The 18247-nt window shown below is 62.0% G+C and carries 18 protein-coding genes; 12 read left to right on the top strand and 6 right to left on the bottom strand.

Going from position 1 to position 18247, the window contains the following annotated elements; all coding sequences use genetic code 11:
- Nucleotides 1-10: 10 nt before the first annotated feature.
- From GGC47_RS18335 to GGC47_RS18325, 3 genes are all read right to left on the bottom strand, one after another.
- Nucleotides 11-949, bottom strand: coding sequence for a carbohydrate ABC transporter permease (locus GGC47_RS18335; RefSeq protein WP_142023246.1), 939 nt, complete (start codon nt 947-949; stop codon nt 11-13).
- Between the two features lie 71 nt (nt 950-1020).
- Nucleotides 1021-2073 carry an ABC transporter ATP-binding protein gene (locus GGC47_RS18330; RefSeq protein WP_133565734.1) on the bottom strand — a complete coding sequence of 351 codons (1053 nt, stop codon included), beginning with the start codon at nt 2071-2073 and terminating at the stop codon, nt 1021-1023.
- Nucleotides 2074-2242: 169 nt separating this feature from the next.
- Nucleotides 2243-3043 (bottom strand): IclR family transcriptional regulator, encoded by an 801-nt coding sequence (locus GGC47_RS18325; protein WP_038367033.1) that lies wholly within the window; start codon nt 3041-3043, stop codon nt 2243-2245.
- 108 nt (nt 3044-3151) lie between these two features.
- Here GGC47_RS18325 and GGC47_RS18320 point away from each other — a divergent pair, with 108 nt between their 5' ends.
- From GGC47_RS18320 to GGC47_RS18275, 10 genes are all read left to right on the top strand, one after another.
- Complete coding sequence (locus tag GGC47_RS18320) at nt 3152-3913, top strand: SDR family NAD(P)-dependent oxidoreductase (RefSeq protein WP_142023245.1); 762 nt, start codon at nt 3152-3154, stop codon at nt 3911-3913.
- A 34-nt stretch (nt 3914-3947) separates the two neighbouring features.
- Complete coding sequence (locus GGC47_RS18315) at nt 3948-4955, top strand: Gfo/Idh/MocA family protein (RefSeq protein ID WP_185748063.1); 1008 nt, start codon at nt 3948-3950, stop codon at nt 4953-4955.
- Nucleotides 4956-5060: 105 nt separating this feature from the next.
- The gene (locus tag GGC47_RS18310) at nt 5061-5738 is read left to right on the top strand and encodes a DUF4286 family protein (RefSeq protein WP_142023243.1); all 678 of its coding nucleotides are present in this window, start codon (nt 5061-5063) and stop codon (nt 5736-5738) included.
- Nucleotides 5739-5855: 117 nt separating this feature from the next.
- Nucleotides 5856-7373 carry a UxaA family hydrolase gene (locus tag GGC47_RS18305; RefSeq protein WP_142023242.1) on the top strand — a complete coding sequence of 506 codons (1518 nt, stop codon included), beginning with the start codon at nt 5856-5858 and terminating at the stop codon, nt 7371-7373.
- Nucleotides 7374-7501: 128 nt separating this feature from the next.
- Nucleotides 7502-8302 carry an SDR family NAD(P)-dependent oxidoreductase gene (locus GGC47_RS18300; protein WP_038367025.1) on the top strand — a complete coding sequence of 267 codons (801 nt, stop codon included), beginning with the start codon at nt 7502-7504 and terminating at the stop codon, nt 8300-8302.
- A 124-nt stretch (nt 8303-8426) separates the two neighbouring features.
- A complete protein-coding gene (locus GGC47_RS18295) occupies nt 8427-9248 on the top strand; it encodes a sugar phosphate isomerase/epimerase family protein (protein WP_142023241.1) in 822 nt (273 codons plus the stop codon).
- A gap of 72 nt (nt 9249-9320) precedes the next feature.
- Complete coding sequence (locus GGC47_RS18290) at nt 9321-9488, top strand: hypothetical protein (RefSeq protein WP_185748062.1); 168 nt, start codon at nt 9321-9323, stop codon at nt 9486-9488.
- Nucleotides 9489-9550: 62 nt separating this feature from the next.
- Nucleotides 9551-10870: an ABC transporter substrate-binding protein gene (locus GGC47_RS18285; RefSeq protein WP_142023240.1), complete on the top strand. Its 1320-nt coding sequence runs from the start codon at nt 9551-9553 to the stop codon at nt 10868-10870.
- A gap of 84 nt (nt 10871-10954) precedes the next feature.
- The gene (locus tag GGC47_RS18280) at nt 10955-11329 is read left to right on the top strand and encodes an SDR family oxidoreductase (RefSeq protein WP_142023239.1); all 375 of its coding nucleotides are present in this window, start codon (nt 10955-10957) and stop codon (nt 11327-11329) included.
- 1 nt (nt 11330) lies between these two features.
- Entirely contained in the window at nt 11331-12383 is a 1053-nt protein-coding gene (locus tag GGC47_RS18275) for a Gfo/Idh/MocA family protein (RefSeq protein ID WP_142023238.1), read from the top strand.
- Between the two features lie 211 nt (nt 12384-12594).
- On the opposite strand, the gene GGC47_RS18270 is transcribed toward GGC47_RS18275, so the two are convergent.
- Nucleotides 12595-13716, bottom strand: a complete 1122-nt coding sequence (locus GGC47_RS18270) for an NADH:flavin oxidoreductase (protein WP_370954822.1) — start codon at nt 13714-13716, stop codon at nt 12595-12597.
- Nucleotides 13717-13818: 102 nt separating this feature from the next.
- On the opposite strand from GGC47_RS18270, the gene GGC47_RS18265 reads away from it, so the two are divergent.
- Nucleotides 13819-14229, top strand: a complete 411-nt coding sequence (locus GGC47_RS18265; RefSeq protein ID WP_142023236.1) for a winged helix-turn-helix transcriptional regulator — start codon at nt 13819-13821, stop codon at nt 14227-14229.
- A 254-nt stretch (nt 14230-14483) separates the two neighbouring features.
- On the opposite strand, the gene GGC47_RS18260 is transcribed toward GGC47_RS18265, so the two are convergent.
- Both GGC47_RS18260 and GGC47_RS18255 read right to left on the bottom strand, forming a co-directional pair.
- A complete protein-coding gene (locus tag GGC47_RS18260; RefSeq protein ID WP_142023235.1) occupies nt 14484-16073 on the bottom strand; it encodes an MDR family MFS transporter in 1590 nt (529 codons plus the stop codon).
- Between the two features lie 32 nt (nt 16074-16105).
- On the bottom strand, nt 16106-17296 hold the full coding sequence (locus GGC47_RS18255; RefSeq protein ID WP_142023234.1) for an HlyD family secretion protein: 1191 nt from the start codon (nt 17294-17296) through the stop codon (nt 16106-16108).
- 110 nt (nt 17297-17406) lie between these two features.
- Between GGC47_RS18255 and GGC47_RS18250 the strand changes: the two genes are divergently transcribed.
- Complete coding sequence (locus tag GGC47_RS18250; RefSeq protein ID WP_038367004.1) at nt 17407-18048, top strand: TetR/AcrR family transcriptional regulator; 642 nt, start codon at nt 17407-17409, stop codon at nt 18046-18048.
- Nucleotides 18049-18247 lie beyond the last annotated feature (199 nt).

Below are 18247 nucleotides of genomic sequence, written 5' to 3'. Positions count from 1 at the left end.
ATGACAGATCCTATCCAGTGACGCGGCCAGTAAGCCGGGTGTAGACCACACCGAGCGCAACGTTGATCAACAGGACAACGATGGAGACGACAGCCGTGGGCCCAATATTGACGGCCTGAACAGTTCCGCGGAACGCCTCGAAGCTCAATGTCGTCGTTGAACCCAATGGGCCGCCGCCAGTCATGACGATAATCAGCGTCATGAGGGTCAGGTACATGATCGACAGGGTCAGTGCAGTGCTGCCCAATGTCGGAAGGATGTGCGTCAGGGTGACATAGCGAAACTTGACGAGCGCCCCGCCGCCGTCAATTTCCACGGCTTCGTAAAGCTCCTTGGGAATTGACTGCATGGCAGCGGTGGCCATGACCATCACATAGGGAAAGGACCACCACGCGGTGACGATGATGATCAGGGGCAATGCGAGGCCCGGATCACCCAACATGAGACCAGGCTCGATCCCCACGGCCTGCATCAGATAGGGTATAGGTCCGAATGACGGGTTCAGCAGCCAAAGCCATATGCTGCCCACGACCGACATCGACAGCGTCCAGGGGAACAGAATGAACACCCGCAGGACCGAACCGGTCGCGCCGGCGTTGTTCAGCACGAGGGCCGCGGCCATCCCGAGAACAACCGCGCCAGCGAGCGATCCGACGACGTAGGTCAGCGAGACAAACACCGTGTTCCAGAACGCCGACGAGCCGAAGACCTCGTAAAAATTCGCCAGGCCTACGAACCCTGTGAGCTCGTAGTACCGCGTTTTCTGGAAGCTCAACCAACCAACGAAGAACGTCGGATAGAGCGTGACCAGAAACAGGACGACGATCGCTGGTGCGAACCAGAGATAGGGGATCCACGAAAAGCGAGCTCGGCTCTGCGTGTCCGACGTGTCGCCAAGAAGACCAGCCCCGGAAGTGGCGGTCGCGGCCTGTGTGTGGCTTGCTGACATTTCAGTTCCGTATGAGTTCTCTCGACCACGGCTGCACTCGCGATGCAGCCAGGGAGCAAAGTCTTCGGTACTTAGGAAAGGCGGCGGCCATCCTGTTCGCTGAACACGTGAACCCGCGAAACATCCGGCCTGACCCGAATGATTTCGCCCGGCTGCGGCAGATCTGAATCCCGAAAAATGCAAACGATGCTCTGGGACCCGTGACGCGCAATGACCTGCGTCTCAGCCCCCGTCGGTTCGACGACGGCCACAGTGAGAGCCAGTCCGTCGTCGCTCCTGACGAGATGCTCGGGCCGGACGCCGTAGACAGCGCCGGACGACAGATGCTCCAAGCCGGCCGGCAGGGTCAGAACCGACCCATCTTCCAGAAGGAACCGACCTCGCTCGCAGCGGCCCTTCAGGAAGTTCATCGCGGGCGATCCGATGAAGCCAGCCACAAACATGTTGGCGGGGTTGTTGTAGAGCTCAAGCGGAGCGCCGACCTGCTCGACAATTCCATCATGCATGACGACGATTTTGTCGGCCATGGTCATGGCTTCGACCTGATCGTGGGTTACGTAAACGGTCGTGGTCTTGAGGCGCTGATGCAGCTCCTTGATCTCGGTGCGCATCTGCACGCGGAGCTTGGCATCGAGGTTCGACAGCGGTTCGTCGAAGAGGAAGACCTGCGGATTTCTAACGATGGCGCGCCCCATTGCGACGCGCTGCCGCTGGCCACCCGAAAGTTCGCGCGGATAGCGATCAAGCAGCTTGGTCAGGCTGAGGATTTCCGCGGCGCGCTTGACGCCCGCTTCACGCACGTCCTTCGGAGCCTTTTTGAGCTTCAGCGAGAAGCCCATATTCTCCGCGACGGTCATGTGGGGATACAGCGCGTAGTTCTGGAACACCATCGCGATGTCGCGCTCCTTCGGCGGAACGCTGTTTACCGTTCTGCCGCCGATCCGAATCTCCCCGCCTGAGATATCCTCGAGGCCGGCGATCATGCGCAGCAAGGTCGACTTTCCGCATCCGGACGGCCCGACCAACGTCACGAACTCACCGTCGCGAATGTCGACCGTTACACCGTGGATGACAGCCGCGGTGCCGTAAGCCTTCCGGACTGCGTTGAGCTCAACATTAGCCACTCGTTTCCTCCCTCGGCCTCTGAGCGGCCATTTTTTTAGTTGGCCAGGATCTGGCTGTTAATGGAACGATATTCCGTTAGCATGCTGAATGTCAATTCGAACCTCTCGCGCCGCGCATTTCTGCGGCACGAAGCAGAAAATATATAATATTATCAATATTTTGTGGCGATTACGCCGTGGTCGCCTGCCTGACGGAGGAGGCAATTCGGTACGGCCAGAGAGCAGAAAGCTCCTGCGCAGCGGCCTTTACCTGCTCCCCCACTCGTGGAACGACGAGGGGGGAAAAGCGATGGATCGGGCCGGCAACACTTACGGTGCCCACGACCTGCTCGCCGACGCGAATTGCAGCCGCCACGGCGGCAACGCCGGGCTCGGCCTCTTCGATCGCAGTGGCCCAGCCTCGCTCCTGCGTCTCGTCCAGGGCAGCCGAGAAAGTCTGCTTCGTCGTGATGACCCGAGGGCCTCCCTTGTCCGACGTTCCCAGTCCACTGGCGACGGCTCGGGCGAGGGCCTCGTCACGATCGAGCGTCGCCAGCCAAGCTTTACCATTGGCCGTCATATGAAGGGGAACTTTTGCGACAAGTTCAGGCTGGTATATCAATCCTGTTCTGGCGCCTTGCGAATGAGCAATCCAGGTTAGTCCGTCAGGATCGACGATAGCGATCCTGCCAAGACCTTCCGTTGTGCTTGCCAATCGATCGAGAATGGGCTGGCAGATGTCCGGAATACGCGTCCCGACCAGAAGGCGCTGGCCAACCACGGCCAAGCGCAACGATAGGCGGTAGAAGCCGCTATCGGCGTCCTGCTCGGCCCATCCGAGGTCGCACAGGGTGGTGACAAGCCGATGCGCCGCACTTTTCGGCACATCCAAGCGGCGGCTGATCTCTCCGAGCGGCATCGCGCCGGCATTCTCGCTCAGCAGAGTGATGAGGTCGAAGCAGCGTTCGACGAGGGATTTGACAAGCCGCATGGCACCACTGTAGCAAGAGGTTGTTGGAACGACATTCCATTAGCATGATCCGCTGGTTTTCGCAAACTTCGCGGCCCGATAACCCGCCAAGGAAGCCTGGGAGCCACCATGAGGTCAATTCAGCAGGACCTGTCGGGAAAGATCGCCGTGGTCACCGGCGCCGGCCGCGGATTGGGAAAAGCCATCGCCGACGTTCTCGCCGGCCGTGGCGCCCATGTGGTCGTCAACGATCTCACGCTCGAACTGGCCGAAGAGGCAGCCGCCTCCGCACGGGCTCGAGGCGAGAGTGCCAGTGCGATCGCTTTTGACGTAGCCGACCCGAACCAGGTCGAGATTGCCTTCCGAAGGATCCGGGGGGATCACGGCCGGGTCGACATCCTGATCAATAACGCCGGCATCGGCGATTTTGTGAGCTTTCCAGAAATCACCCCCGAAAAATGGGACCGGATGCTCAACATCCATCTGAAAGGCTCGTTCAATTGCTGCCAGGCCGTGCTCGCCGGCATGAAGGAGCAGAAGTACGGGAAGATCGTCAACATCAGTTCCGTGGCCGGAAAGCGCGGCGATTTTATCGGCAATGCGCATTACACCGCTGCCAAGGCTGGGATTATCGGCCTGACGAAGTCCCTCGCGCTCTACGCCGCCCCGTTTGGCATCAACGTCAATGCCATCGCGCCGGGATTGGTTGCCACGGAGCTCAGCGATGAGATGAGCAGCGAGATGAAGGCGACGACCATCTCGCGCATTCCCGCCGGCCGCCTTGGTCGCCCAGAGGAGATCGCGCGGGCCACGGCTTTCCTCGCGTCTGACGACGCGAGCTACGTCTTCGGAGAGACCTTAAGCGTCAATGGCGGCTCCTACATGGATTGATTGCCTCGACACCCGGGTTGTCACGGAGCTTCCGATGAAGATCGCCATATTTGACGTCAGCCACTGGCATTTCCCACTGTATCTGTCGCCGCTGGGAGACCCTGGCATCGAGGTCGTGGGGATCTCGGATAGTGAAGCGTTTGCCGGCACTCGTTTCGCGCAACAACTGAACTGCAAGCTCTTCGACTCCAATGAAGAGCTTCTCGAAGAGGAATTCGACTTTGCCCTGGTGTTCAGCCGTCATTCCAGGATGGCGGGACTGGCCGAGCGGCTCATCGAGCGTGGTATTCCGTTTCTGATCGAGAAGCCCTGCGGGCTCGATCTGCAGGAAGTTCGCCGAATCCGGCAATTGGCGGAGCAGCGCGGCGTCTATGTCAGCGTTCCCTTCATCAATCGTGTGAGCGACTGGGCCGCGCGGCTGTCGCCCGCCGAAGGCTTTACGCCGGAGGGCTTTCAGCACCTCTCGTTCCGGTTCGTCGTTGGGCCGGTCGAGCGCTATGAGCGCAACGGGTGCGGCTGGATGCTGGACAAGCAGCAGGCTGGCGGTGGGTCACTGCTGAATGTCGGCATCCATTTCATCGACCTGATCGCGACTCTGACGGGCGCCCCGATCACTCACGTTTCAGCCCAGGCACGCACATATCGACCCGACGTCACGGTCGACGAGCAGGCTGTGCTCACCTGTCAAAATGCGGCAGGCCAGATCGGAGTGATCGAGACGGGCTACCTGTATCCGTCGACGGCAGAGGATCAGCGCGACTTCGCGTTCTCCATCTCGCACAGCACCTCCTACATACGGGGATATGCCGACCAACTTTATCTGAAGGCACGCGATCAGGCGGCGGGACAGTCCATAACGGTCGAGTACAACACCGACGCTTATTACCCGGTGTTCCTGAGGCGCAGCTGGGCGGATCTGGTCGAGGGGCGCCCGCCTTTCGCAGGTCTGCGCGAAGCCGAACACGCGATGGCTGTCCTTGAGGCAGCATACCGTTCCGCAGCCAATGGCGGCGCCCCCCAAACAGTCGAGCATGCCCCATAGGGCCCCTCCCCCCGAGCGGCTCGAACCCGCCGCGATGCCGAGCGCGTTCGTCGACCTCTGAGATCGATCGAGCCGAACGGGAAACAGACGAAAGAGGAAACACCCATGTCGTTGTCAGGATCCGGCGTCATCGCGATTTGGAACGATATCACTGACGAGGGACGCGCCAATTTCTACGAATGGCACGACCGCGAGCATATTCCGGAGCGGGTCGGCATACCCGGCTTTCTGCGCGGACGCCGCTATATCGCCTTGTCGGGAACGCCGGAGTATTTCACGCTCTACGAGGTTGAAGACAAGTCCGTGCTCACCGGAGCGGACTATTTGGCGCGATTGAACAGCCCGACCGAGTGGACCACACGTTCGGTCCAGCACTTCAGGAATACCGCTCGCTCGCTGTGCGATGTCGAGGTCTCGCTGGGCGCGGGGTCGGGTGGTTTCATCGGGACGATCCGCTTCGATTGCGAACCAGGCCAGGATCCGAAAATTCTCAAGACGGTCTCCGAAGCGATCCTGCCCGAGGTGGCGAAAACAGCCGCGATCTCCGCAGCGCATATCTGCCGGGCCGATGAGAGCGCGAGCAACGTCAAGACAGCCGAGCAGCGCGGGCGCGCCGCAAACATGGTTCCTCGTTGGGTCCTGATCGTGGAAGGAGCCACGCAGGAGGCGGTCGAGCATGTCCTGTCCACTCATCTGAGCCACGCGGTGCTGGCTGATCTGGGCGCTCAGGAAGCCCTGCAGGGAGTCTACCGCCTGCAATTCGACCTCGTCGGCAACCGATGAGGCCAAATCGCCGCCCTTAGGGCGCCAGGGCCGGCTCCCAACGACACGGCCCGACCAGCAAGAACGGCGCGCCCTGCCACGGTCGACGCGCGGTTTCACACACAGGAAGCCGGGACGATGCACCCAGTGATACGCCTTCACACCGACGATAATGTCGTCATTGCGCGCATGGCGTTGCCGGCTGATACGCCCATTGCGGACGGGGTCGTAACCTCCGTTCGCATTCCTGCTGGACACAAGGCCGCTGCGCGCCCGATCGCTCAAGGCGAGCCGGTTCGCCGCTACAATCAGGTGATCGGCTTTGCGACCACCGCTATCGCCCCTGGAGACCATGTCCATGTTCACAACATGGGAATGGGCGATTTCGCGAAGGACTATGCCTACGGCCGAGACGCAAAGCCCACGCACTATGTCGAAGTCCCCGCCACCTTCGAGGGCATTCGCCGGCCGGACGGCCGCGTCGCGACCCGCAACTACATCGGCATCCTCACCTCGGTGAATTGCAGCGCCCATGTCGCAGGGCTCGTGGCCGATGCGTTCAAGCGGCATCCCCTTCTCGGGATCGAGCCGCTCGCCGACTATCCGCATGTCGATGGCGTCGTTGCGCTCACGCACAAGACCGGCTGCGGCATGGCCGAAGGAGAGCCCCTGCAGCTTCTGCGGCGCACGCTCGCCGGCTATGCGCGCCACCCCAATTTCTCTCACATCGTCGTGCTCGGGCTCGGCTGCGAGGTGAATCAGATCAGCGGGATGCTGAAGGAGCACAATCTGACCGACCGCATCCGCAACATGGATATCCAGGCCATGGGCGGCACCCGCAAGACGGTGGAGGCCGGCATGGATTTCGTGCGGGAGGTTCTCGCCGATGCGAACCATGTGCATCGGGAGACCGTTCCCGCAAGCGAGCTCAAAATCGCCCTGCAATGCGGCGGCTCGGACGGTTACTCCGGCGTCTCGGCCAATCCTGCCCTTGGCGTCGCAAGCGATCTCGTCGTGCGCAATGGCGGGACGGTGATCCTGTCGGAAACGACGGAAACATACGGCGCCGAACATCTCTTCACCCGTCGCGCCGTCAGCCGGGAGGTCGGCGAGAAGCTGGTGAGCCTCATGTCCTGGTGGGAGGACTACACCCGCAAGCACGGGGCGGAGATCAACGCGAACCCGTCTCCTGGCAACAAGGCCGGGGGGCTGACGACGATTCTCGAAAAGTCGCTCGGCGCGATGGCCAAGGCCGGCAGCACCAACCTCGTGGACGTGATCCAATACGCGGAAGCCGCGACCGCGAAGGGGTTCGTGTTCATGGACACGCCGGGCTTCGATCCGGTCGCGGCGACCGGTCAGGTGGCCGGCGGCGCAAATGTGGTGTGCTTCACCACCGGGCGCGGCAGCGTATTTGGCTGCAAGCCGGCGCCGTCGATCAAGATCGCCACCAACACTCCTCTCTACCGGCGCATGGAGGAGGACATGGACGTCAATTGCGGCACGATCCTCGAGGGCGAGGAGACCGTACCGGAATCCGGGCAGCGGATCTTCGACCTCATTCTGCGGGTCGCCTCCGGCGAGCGCACCAAGAGCGAGCTGTTCGATTTCGGATCGGCCGAGTTCGCTCCGTGGCCGCTCGGCGTCACCGTCTGAATGGCGGGCATGACGGATGTCGAAAGAGATCGCCACGACGCGATCTGGACCCTGCACCAACGCCACAAGCCCCGGGATTGGATGGGCTTCGCGGCGACGAGACCCGATTTTAACAGGAGGAACGATCGATGAGAGCCTTGGTGAGCGGCGGAAGCCGCGGGATCGGAGCGGCGGTTTGCCTGCGCATCGCTGAAGCCGCCCTTGCGAGAGGCGAGCGTCCGAAGATCGCAGTCTGTGGTCGAGAGGATTCTGAACCGCAGGAGGAGGTTGCCCGTGCGGTGCGGGAGATGGGGGGCGAGGCCGTCGCTTTGTCGGGAGATCTCAGCGGTGTCGACGCTGCCGCCAAGCTTGTGGAAGCGACGGTGGCAGCTTTCGGCGGGCTCGACGCTCTCGTCTGCAATGCCGGCGTCGCGAGCCCCGGGAAAATCTGTGACCTGTCGGTTGCCGAATGGGACAGGATGTTCGACATCAACCTTCGCGGCGCCTGGCTGCTCGCCAAGAGTTCCTACCCTCATCTGAAAGCAAGCCGCGGCGCAGCCTGCTTCACGTCTTCGATGTCAGGGCAGGTACCGCACGAGGGATCGGGCGCCTACAGCCCGACCAAGGCTGCGCTCAGGATGCTTGCGCAAACGCTCGCCCTGGAGTGGGCGCCAGACGGCATTCGCGTCAACGTCGTTTCCCCCGGCATGACGCACACCCCCATGTCAGCGAAGATGTACGCCGATCCCGAGATCAAGAAGGCGAGGGAGGCGCTGATCCCGCTTTCCCGGATCGGTGATCCGAAAGATATCGCCAATGCGATCGAATTCATGATCAGCCCGCTATCGAGTTACATCACGGGCCAGGATCTGTGTGTCGACGGTGGTTTTACCAAGTCGATTCTCAGCCACATTCCTGGCCGCCCGAGCTCAACGCCTCAAGGCGCTTGACCGAGGATTTATTGGCTCAATCGCCTCAAGAGACTGAGATCAACTGTTGTTGTCAGCCTCTTGAGATCGGATCGGTCCAGTCCGTCCTCAAAAAAACAACGAGCGTCTAGGGAGTTCTTATAAAATGATCATCAATACGTTTTCATACATCTGGTCCGCGACGGCGGTGGATGCGATGTGCGAGCTTACCCGGCACGGCTACCATGTGTTCGAGGTGCCGATCAGTTCGCCGCATTGTTGGCCGGACGAGATGACGCGGGCGGTGCGTTCGGACGGAAAGAAGCGTTTGCAGGATTGCGGCGCAAGCGTGCGGTGTCTCAACGCCGGTGGATTCGATATCAATCTGGCGAGTCCCGCAGCCAATATAAGACGCAAGAGCACGGATCACATCAAGGCTGTGATCGAGCTGGCTTACGATTGGGGCGCAGCCGAGGTGGTCATCTCGCCGGGCACAAGGCGCCCGATGATTTCTCCATCGCTTCCGAAGACATTTGGCTGGCTGTACGAAAGCTTGGACGTTCTGTTGCCGCGGGCCGAGCAGGCTGGCGTCCGCCTCTTGTTCGAAAACACGCCCTATTGCTTCAGGCCGACATTCGATGAAATGCTCGGGCTCGTAAAAGACGTTAACAGTGAAAATCTGAAGATTGTCTATGACGTCGCGAACGCGGCGTACATCAAGGAAGATCCCGTCTCGACCCTGCTGTCCGGGCATTCGGCAATCGGGCTCGTCCATATCTCCGACACGGGCCTTGAGGAATGGGGCCATGATCCGATCGGCACGGGGGTGGTCGATTTTGTGGAGCTGGCAAAAGCCGTCGACGCTACCTGCAAAGTCGAAAACGTGGTCCTCGAAATCATTCGCGAGAATGAACCTTTGGGATCGATCAACACCGGCATCGCGGAGCTGAAGAAGCGGGGTTGGAATCTGCAATCCCTCGGCCGGTAGCAGTCAGTCCTGATCGCGGCGTTCGTGTCGGCGAAAGCTCCCTCATGCGCTGCGAATTGACAGCATGTTGCCTTGGGCAGCGCCGACGACATCGCGGTCGCGGTATTCGCGCCCGGAAACGCCAGCGGGAAGCTGCAGGTCGCACTGGTCAACTGGTCAACGAGGTGCTCGCTGCCGGTGATCACCTTCTTCAGTTTCGCCCGGCACGGGTTCTTTGGCGGGCTGCCGCCGGTCCCGTGAAGGGATAGCGATGCCCATGCCGACCACCGCCACCGAGAAACCAGACCGAAAGAAGGGGAACCATGACGACATCGATCCAGACAAAAAATTCGCGTGCCAGCCGCCGCCAATTCGCGCTGCTTGCCTCATCGATCGTGCTCACGCTGAGCGCCCTTGCCCCTGCACCCGCCCATGCCCAACAGGTCGAGATTGCTTACGCAACCTTCCTCGACCCCAACAACAAGGCCGATCCCCGCGCTGCCGCGCAGACACGGATGATCGAGGCCTTCGAGAAGGCCAATCCGAACATCAAGGTCAAGGTTGTCATCGACCCCACCCAAAGCGCGTCGGCGCGGGCGCTTCGCAGCAAGTCGGATTCGCCAGATATTGCCCGCTTCGCCAACTGGTCGATTTCGGAAATCGTGGCCACGGGCTCGGTGCTGCAGCTTGACGACCTGCTGAAGCGCGACAACGTCAGCGAGACCGATTGGCTGATTCCGCTCGCCCAGACCAAGGTCGGCGGCAAGATCTATGGAATACAGCAGGATTACCGTATCCCTGTGCTGCTCTATCGCAAGAGCCTGCTCGATAAAGCCGCTGTCACGCCGCCGAAGACTTGGGACGAGGCGTGCGTAGCCGGCGGCAAGCTGAACAAGGACGGCGTCACAGGCTATGCCATTCCGCTCGGATCGAGCGGTGGTGTCGGGGGCGCCCAGGCGTTGGCCGAGAACCTTTTCAGCTCGATGGTGACGGAATCAGGCGGTGACTATTTCGCGGATGACGGCCGCGCCTTCCAGGCGCCGCGCGAGGCCGTGATCCGGACTCTCCAGACCATTCGAGACATGTACGGCAAGTGCAAGGCGACGCCGCCGACAAACGCGCAGTTCGGGTACAGTGAAACCCATGACGGCCTGCGAGCCGGCACGATCGCGCAGGGAACCTTCGGCCTGTTCCGCTTCCGCGCCATCCAGTCCGGCGGAGCCGGCAACGACCTCGCCTGGGCGCCGCCGCCCGCCTTCGCGCCCGCCGGAAAGATGGTGACCTATGGCTTCCAGATCGTCGTCAACGCCAATTCTCCTCGGCGTGAGGCGGCGTGGGCCTTCACGAAGTTCATGACTAGTCCCGAAGCGCAGGCGATCGCAGCCGAAGGTGGCGAGGTGGTATCGCGCGCCTCTGCCTATCAGGCGCCCTATTTCAAGCAGCCGGAGGCGGCCAACCAACTCGCTTGGGCCGAATTGATCAAGGCGCGCGGCAAGATGGTCAACTATTCCGTGATCAGCTCGACCTTCAACCAGATCATCGGCGACGCCACGGTGCGAATGATTCTGCGCAATGGCACAGCCGAGGACGCATACACCGAAATCGTCGCCAAATACGACGAGGCTCTGAAGAAGGCGCGGTAGCGATCACAGGCGGGATCCGGTGTGCTCGCGCTCCGGTTCCCGCAGCCAGCCCACCCAGGCCAGGTCAATGGGAGCTTCAGGGTCATGACAACCGAATTCGCTGGCCAGACTGCGATCGTCACTGGTGGGGCGCGCGGCATCGGTCTCGCCATCGTCAAGGAATTGCTGAATCGCGGCTGCCGTGTCTCGATATGGGATCGCTCCTTCGAAGGCTTCGACATAGCGGCGGTAGACCGACGCGTCGTCGACGTGGCCGATACGGCAGCGGTCGCGGCCGCCTTCAGCGAGACGCTGGTTGCGCTCGGTCGCGTCGACATTCTGATCAACAATGCCGGGATCAACGGCCCCATCCACCGGGTCGAGGACTATCCGCCGGAGCATTGGGACAATGTGATCCGCATCGATCTCGCCACTTCGGGCTTCACCTTCGACGCAACCGGCGGCCGGGCGACCCACTGAGATGGAACGGGCTCCAGTCCAGATCGCGGTCATCGGCGCGGGAGCGATCGGCCAGCGCCATGCCCGGTTATGCGCCAGCCATCCCGAATCCACGCTCCGTGCGATCGTTGATCCTGCGCCTGCAGCGATTGCTCTGGCCGGCGAACTTGACGTGCCCGTCTTTGCCGACATCGAGAGCATGATTGCCGCAATCCGACCCGAGGCCGTGATCGTCGCGACGCCGACTCCGCTGCACGAGTCGATCTGCGTGGCCGCTGCGGAGGCAGGGCTGCATCTCCTGGTCGAAAAGCCAATCTCTGCGGATGTCCCGTCGGCACGCAGGATCATCGACGTCGCAGAGGCGAACGGAGTTTCGCTCCTCGTCGGCCACCACCGAAGGCACAATCCGATTGTGGCGGCGGCCCGCGAGATCATCGGCGGCGGCGAGCTGGGGCGTCTGCTCGCCGTGAACATGCTCTGGGCCGTGCGGAAGCCGGACGCCTATTTCACGGTGCCTTGGCGCACACAACCCGGCGCCGGCCCGGTGCTGACCAATCTCATCCACGACATCGATCTGCTGCGCCATCTCTGCGGCGAGATTTCGGCTGTTACTGCCCATGTTGGGAATATGGGTCGCGGCTTGGCGATCGAGGACACGACCGCTGTCCTGATCCGTTTCGAGACCGGAGCGCTGGCGACGGTCACGGCCAGCGACGCAGCGCCTTCGCCCTGGTCTTGGGACGCAAACTCCGGTGAAAATCCGGCGATCCGAATGAGCCGAGCCAATTCGACGCGGTTTCTCGGCACCCAGGCGGCGCTTGAGTTCCCCGACCTGAGGATCTGGCGCCATGCCACGGGCGAGGAACCGAGTTGGAATGCCGCATCGATCTCCGAGGAACGCCTCGTCACACCGGCGGATGCCTATCATTCCCAATTGGCGCATTTCTGCGCTGTGGTCCGCGACGGTGCCGCACCCGTCTGCTCGGGCGAAGACGGTCTCCGCACGCTCGCGGCGACCTCAGCGATCCTCCTGTCCGCGTCCGAGAATCGCACGATCGTTCCTGAGCAGGGCTGAGCCGTGCGTATCGCTCTGAGGCCTAACCTGACAAAGGCGCGCTTTGAGCGAACCACGCGATCTCGATGCCGTGACAGTACGGCGCTTCCTGGGAACGAAGCGGCTCTCCGCTCGGGAGTTGCTGCAGAACCGCGCGCCGGATGGACGCAGTCGATCCTGCCGTCAATGCCGTGGTGGCGGAGACGAATCCCGCCTCCGCCCGCGGCAACCATTATACCAGTTCGGCCAGGGACGCGGCATCGAACCCCTTCAAGGCCCCGTGATCGCCTCGTTCGACCTTCGCCACCCACTCGGGATCGCTCAGCAGTGCCCGGCCTACAGCGATCAAGTCGAACTCGTCCCGCTCCAGTCGCTCGACAAGGCGATCCAGGCTGGCCGAAGTTGATCCCTTGCCGGCGAAGGCGCTGTTCACAACATCGTTGTCGAGGCCTACCGATCCGACACCGATCGTCGCAGCGCCAGTCACCTTCTTGGCCCAGCCTGCGCCATTGAGCCCGTTCTCGCCGTCAATCTCCGGGAATTCCGGCTCCCAGAAGCGGCGCTGCGAAACGTGCAGGACATCGACCCCCGCCTCGACCAGCGGCCGCAGCCAGTTTTCCATCTCCGTCGGGGAGGCGGCGAGGCGCACGCTGAGATCCTGCTGCTTCCATTGGCTGACACGCAGGATAATCGGGAAATCGGGCCCCACCGCTTCGCGCACTGCGCCGACGATATCCACCGCGAAGCGCGAGCGGTCCTTTATCGTGAGCCCGCCATAGCGGTCTGTGCGCAGATTGGTGCCCGCCCAAAAGAACTGATCGATGAGATACCCATGGGCGCCGTGGATCTCGACCGTGTCAAACCCTATCCTTTTCGCGTCCGCCGCCGCCTTGGCAAAGGCTGCAACCGTGTCGGCGATGTCCTCCTCGCTCATAGAGACACCGCGCGGGTCGCCCGGGGAATCAAGACCGGAAGGGCTCTCCACCGGCGCATCGGGCTCCCAGCCGTTGATGTAGCGGGTTGCGCCGGTGTGCCAAATTTGCGGGCCCATGCGACCACCGGCATCGTGGACAGCATCGATCACATTCTTCCACCCCGCCAGCGCCTTGTCGCCGTGAAAGAAAGGAATTCCGGCATCGTTACGCGATGCCGGGCGGTCCACCACCGTTCCTTCGGACAAGATCAATCCGACATCGCCTTCCGCGCGCCGGCGATAATAGGCAGCGCTCGCCGGCCCCGGAATGCCTTCAGGGGAAAAAAGCCGTGTCATCGGCGCCATGACGATGCGGTTCTTCAGTTCGAGCGACCGGACGCTGAAAGGACGGAACAAGCTGCTGGTATCACGATGAGGCATGTCAGGGACTCCATTTCCAACTATGAAGCGCCTAAGTATAACTTGTATACCTAGCGTCAATTAGGCACTTGAAGTCGCCCTGGTATATCGAAGGAAACCTGGATGCTCGAATTGGAACCCCTCTGCTTCTCGTCGGCATGTCCTAGCCGGGCCTTGTTCGATCAGATCGCGGACAAGTGGTCGATGATGGTGTTGGTTGTGCTCGACGATGGACCGCAGCGGTTCAACGCCATCCGTCGCCGGCTGCAAGGCGTCACCCAGAAGGCGCTTACCCAGTGCCTTCGCCGGATGGAGCGCAACGGCTTGATCTCGCGGGAGGTCATCTCGCTGTCCCCAGTGGCGGTGCAGTATCAGATCACGCCGCTTGGTCGCACATTGCAGCAGCCGTTCCGGGCGCTGCACGAATGGACGCTCGAAAAGCTGCCGGAGGTCGATGCCGCGCGACAGGCGTTCGATGCTATGAACGGCCGACCGGCGCCGCACGAAGGAGCGTCGGCTTCCCGATCTGTCTGATCTTCCAACCTCGGCGTTTATACCCCCGACCGCGACCGGCGGCATGGCAATCAGGGCTTTCGAAAAGCCGCGATGTTCTCACGCAGCCACGCGCCGACCGATCGTGGAGCCTTGCCCGTCAGGTCTCGAAACGTCGCCGTCGTCTCAGCAAGCACCGACGCCAATGTCGCGCTCGTGCTTTTGGGCTGCGCGGCACTCACACCAACTGTACAGACAGCTTGCCTGCGCGCGGTGGCTGGCGTTGTTTGTGGTGATCAGTGCGCCGCAGCCGAGCTGCCCTGCCCTTTTCGGGCGAACAGGATCGCAACCGCCGCGATGACCAGGATGACGCCGATGATCGCGAAGGTGTCGCTGAAGCCCATGACCAACGCCTGCCGCTTCACCGTTTTGCCCAGCGCGATGACCGCCTGACGCTGGGCCGCCGCATGATCGGAAACGCCGTGCGACATGAAGTAGCCCGTCATCTGGTCGAGGCGGCCCCGGACCTCGTCGCGGAAGGGCGTAACGGCCTGTCCGATGATGTTTGAATGGAACTGCTCCCGCTTGGTGATGATCGTCCCAAGCACGGCCGTGCCGACCGCGCCGCCAAGATTGCGGAGCATGTTGAACAGGCCCGATGCATTTGCCGCGTCCCTGGGCTGGATGCTCATCATCGCGATCGCCGTCAACGGCGTGATCACCATCGACTGGCCGATGGCACGGACGACATTGGGCCAGAACAGCTGGTCACCGGAATAATTCAGCGACATATGCGTGTTCATGAAACATGAGCCGGCGAACAGGGCTATGCCGACGAAGGTGATGTAGCGGATGTCGAAGCGCTTCATCAGCATCGGGACGAGCGGAATGAGGAGAAGCTGCGGAAGCCCGGTCCACGCCAGGACCATGCCGATCTGCTCGGCGTTATAACCCTGCACCTGGCCGAGATATTGCGGCAGGACATAGACCGAGCCGAACAGGCCGAACCCGACCAGGACGTTCGACAGCGTGCCGACCGTAAAGTTGCGGTTCTTCAGCAGCGAGAGATCGACAAGCGGCTTCTTGACCGTCAACTCGATCCAGACGAAGGCCGCCAAAAACGCGGCGGCGATCGCGGCGAGACGGACGATGAAGGTCGACTGGAACCAGTCCTCCTTGTTGCCTTCCTCGAGCAGTGTCTGCAGCGCCGAGAGGCCGATCGCCATCGTCGCGATGCCAGCCCAGTCGCCCTCCTTGAGAAGGCCCAGCTGTAACGGCTGCTTTTCGAGCGTCAGCGAGAGCGCAACCACCATCGCGACGCTGGGCAGCGTGTTGATGAAGAAGATCGTCTGCCAGCCATAGTTCTCGGTGAGGTAACCACCAATCGTCGGCCCGATCGCCGGAGCGAATGTCACCGCCAGCGCGAACATGGCCAGGCCCATCGGCTGCTGCGATTTCGGCAGGCGGGTCGCGACCATGGTGAAGGCCATCGGGATGAGCACGCCGCCGGCAAAGCCCTGAAGGCCGCGCATGGCGATCATCTCGCCGAGATTGCTGGCGAAGGCGCAGGCCATCGAGAACAGGGCGAACGCGATCGTGCTCCAGATCATGTAGAGCTTGAACGAGAAGACGCGGCTGAGAAAACTCGTCAGCGGAATGACGATGATCTCGCCGATCAGGTAGGAGGTCGAAATCCAGGCGCCGTTGTCGATGCCGGTGCCGATGCCTCCCTCGATATCGAGCAGCGAGGCATTGGTGATCTGAATGTTGAGGATCGCCATGAAGGCGCCGATGGCGCCCGCCGTGATCGCGATCCAGGTCGACAAGCTCGCCCTGTCCCCGGTTGACGGGGTCGCTGGGGCAACGGCCGGCATTTGCGTAGACATGGCCCAGCTCCTTGCAAGCCGGGCGCGCGGATTTACCGCGCGTCCGCCACTGAATTGTTCTTGGAAACCTTGGTGTCGATCGTCGGAACGACCGACATGCCAGGTCGCAGGCTGCCGGCAAGGCTGTGGTCGGGATCGAGCACGATCTTGACCGGAACGCGCTGGACGACCTTGGTGAAGTTGCCGGTCGCATTGTCGGGCGGAAGCAGGGCGAATTCCTGGCCGCTGGCCGGAGCGATGCTGTCGACATGCCCCTCCACCGTGACACCCGGGAACATGTCGACCTCGATCTCGACCTTTTGACCGGGCTTCACATTGGTCAGCTGTGTTTCCTTGAAATTCGCAACGACATAGGCGTTCGCGACCGGAACAACCGCCATCAACTGCGTGCCTGCCTGGACATACTGGCCGACCCGAAGCGTCCGGTTTCCGACAATGCCGTCCACGGGGGCCAGAACAGCGGTATAGGACAAGTTGAGTTCGGCTTGGCGCTGAACGGCTTCGTCATGAGAGACCGTGGCCCTCGCCTGGGCCAGGTCGGCCTTGATCAGATCAACCTGCTTTTGGGCCTGGGCGAGCGAAGCGACATCGCGATCGATCGCGGCCCGTGCCGCCGAAATCTTGGCGACCGCCGCCTGGGCGTTCTGCACGGAGCCATAGCCCGTCCTGGCGAGGTTGGCGTAGCGCTCGTTGTCCTGCTCGGCGAAATTCGCATTTGCCTTGTCGACCTCGACCGTCGCCTTGGCCGTATCGATCGCGGATTGCTGAGCCTCGAGCTGGGCCAGCTTGCTGACGACGGCGGCGCGGGCCGCTTCGACGTCGGCCTTCGCCTGATCGAGCGCGACGCGGAAGTCGCGATCGTCGATCCGGGCAAGTGCCTGGCCGGCCTTGACCGGCTCGTTGTCGCGAACCAGCACCTCGGCGATATAGCCGGAGACCTTTGGAGCAATCGTGGTGCTGTCGGCCTTCACATAGGCATCGTCCGTCGAGATCTGAAAGCGACCGACGGTCCAATACCCGTGCCCCCAATAGCCGATGCCCACGAGCGCGATCAGTGCGACACCTCCCAGCGCCAGGCGGCGCAGGCCGTGCTTGCTGTGAGTTTTTTCCCCTGGCGGTGGCGACAAAGCAGAATCGGCCGGCTTTTCAACCGTGGTTGCCGGGACAACCCGCTCGCCAGGCACGGCCCGCTCGGCCTTGACGCGATCTTCATGTGTGCTCATCGATCCAGCTCCTACTGGGCGTCGCGATCGGGCGCTTCGTCATTTAGAAAATTGCTATTTTCCAAATAATCCTTACATTGCGTGTGTCAACGAAATTTTGGAAAATAGTCATGCGCCAAAATCACGAGACGGTGAAGCGGTCCCGCGGACGCCCCCAGAAGCGGTGCGATGCCGACACGCTCCATCTCATCGTCGAAGCGGCCGATCGCGAATTTCAGTCGAAGGGCTATGCCGGCACGAGCATCATGACGGTGGCGCAGCGCGCCGGCGTCTCGACCAAGACGCTCTACAAGCTCGTCGCCACAAAGGCGGAATTGTTCGAGCGCACGATCCAAGATCGCATTGGCCGCTTCCTGCTCGACGTGGTCGACGACGTCAGTGACGATCCGCGGGCCGCGCTTGAGCACATCCTGTTTGCATTCGGCGTCCTGACGCTGAGCCCGGAGACCATCGCGATCACGCGGCTCGTCATCAGCGAGTGCGAGCGGTTTCCCGAGGTCGCACGGGCTTTCTACCAATCAGCCATCATGCCCGTGAACGGCATCATCGAAGCCTGGCTGACGAGGCAGAAGGACAAAGGTCTCCTGCGTTTTGACGATGTCCATATCACCTCGGGCCTGCTGCGCGGGATGATGATCATGGAGCCGCAGCGCACTGCGATGATGGGGCAGCGAAGCGCTCCGCATCGCGATGAGATTGCACTGCGGGCGAGACAATGTGCGGATGTCTTTTACAATGGCTGCAAGGCGTAATGCCGGCCGCGACGCTAAGCGTGTCATCTCCTGGCCAAGCTGATGAACGCTGTTCTGCAACCTGTTGCGCCCAGCGTTGATGAACCATGCCGACCGCGCGGCCAGAGGCGGGCGGGAGCGGTGTGGGTGCTGATCGCGGCGATCGTGCTGACGCCGGGGGCGGGAACGGGGCGAGATGTTTGCGACGCTGTACGGCGAG

Source organism: Allobosea sp. OAE752, assembly GCF_050433265.1.
Lineage (GTDB): Bacteria > Pseudomonadota > Alphaproteobacteria > Rhizobiales > Beijerinckiaceae > Allobosea > Allobosea spartocytisi.
The sequence above is the reverse complement of the archived record's forward strand: the minus strand, read 5'-3'. Positions and strand labels throughout refer to the sequence as shown.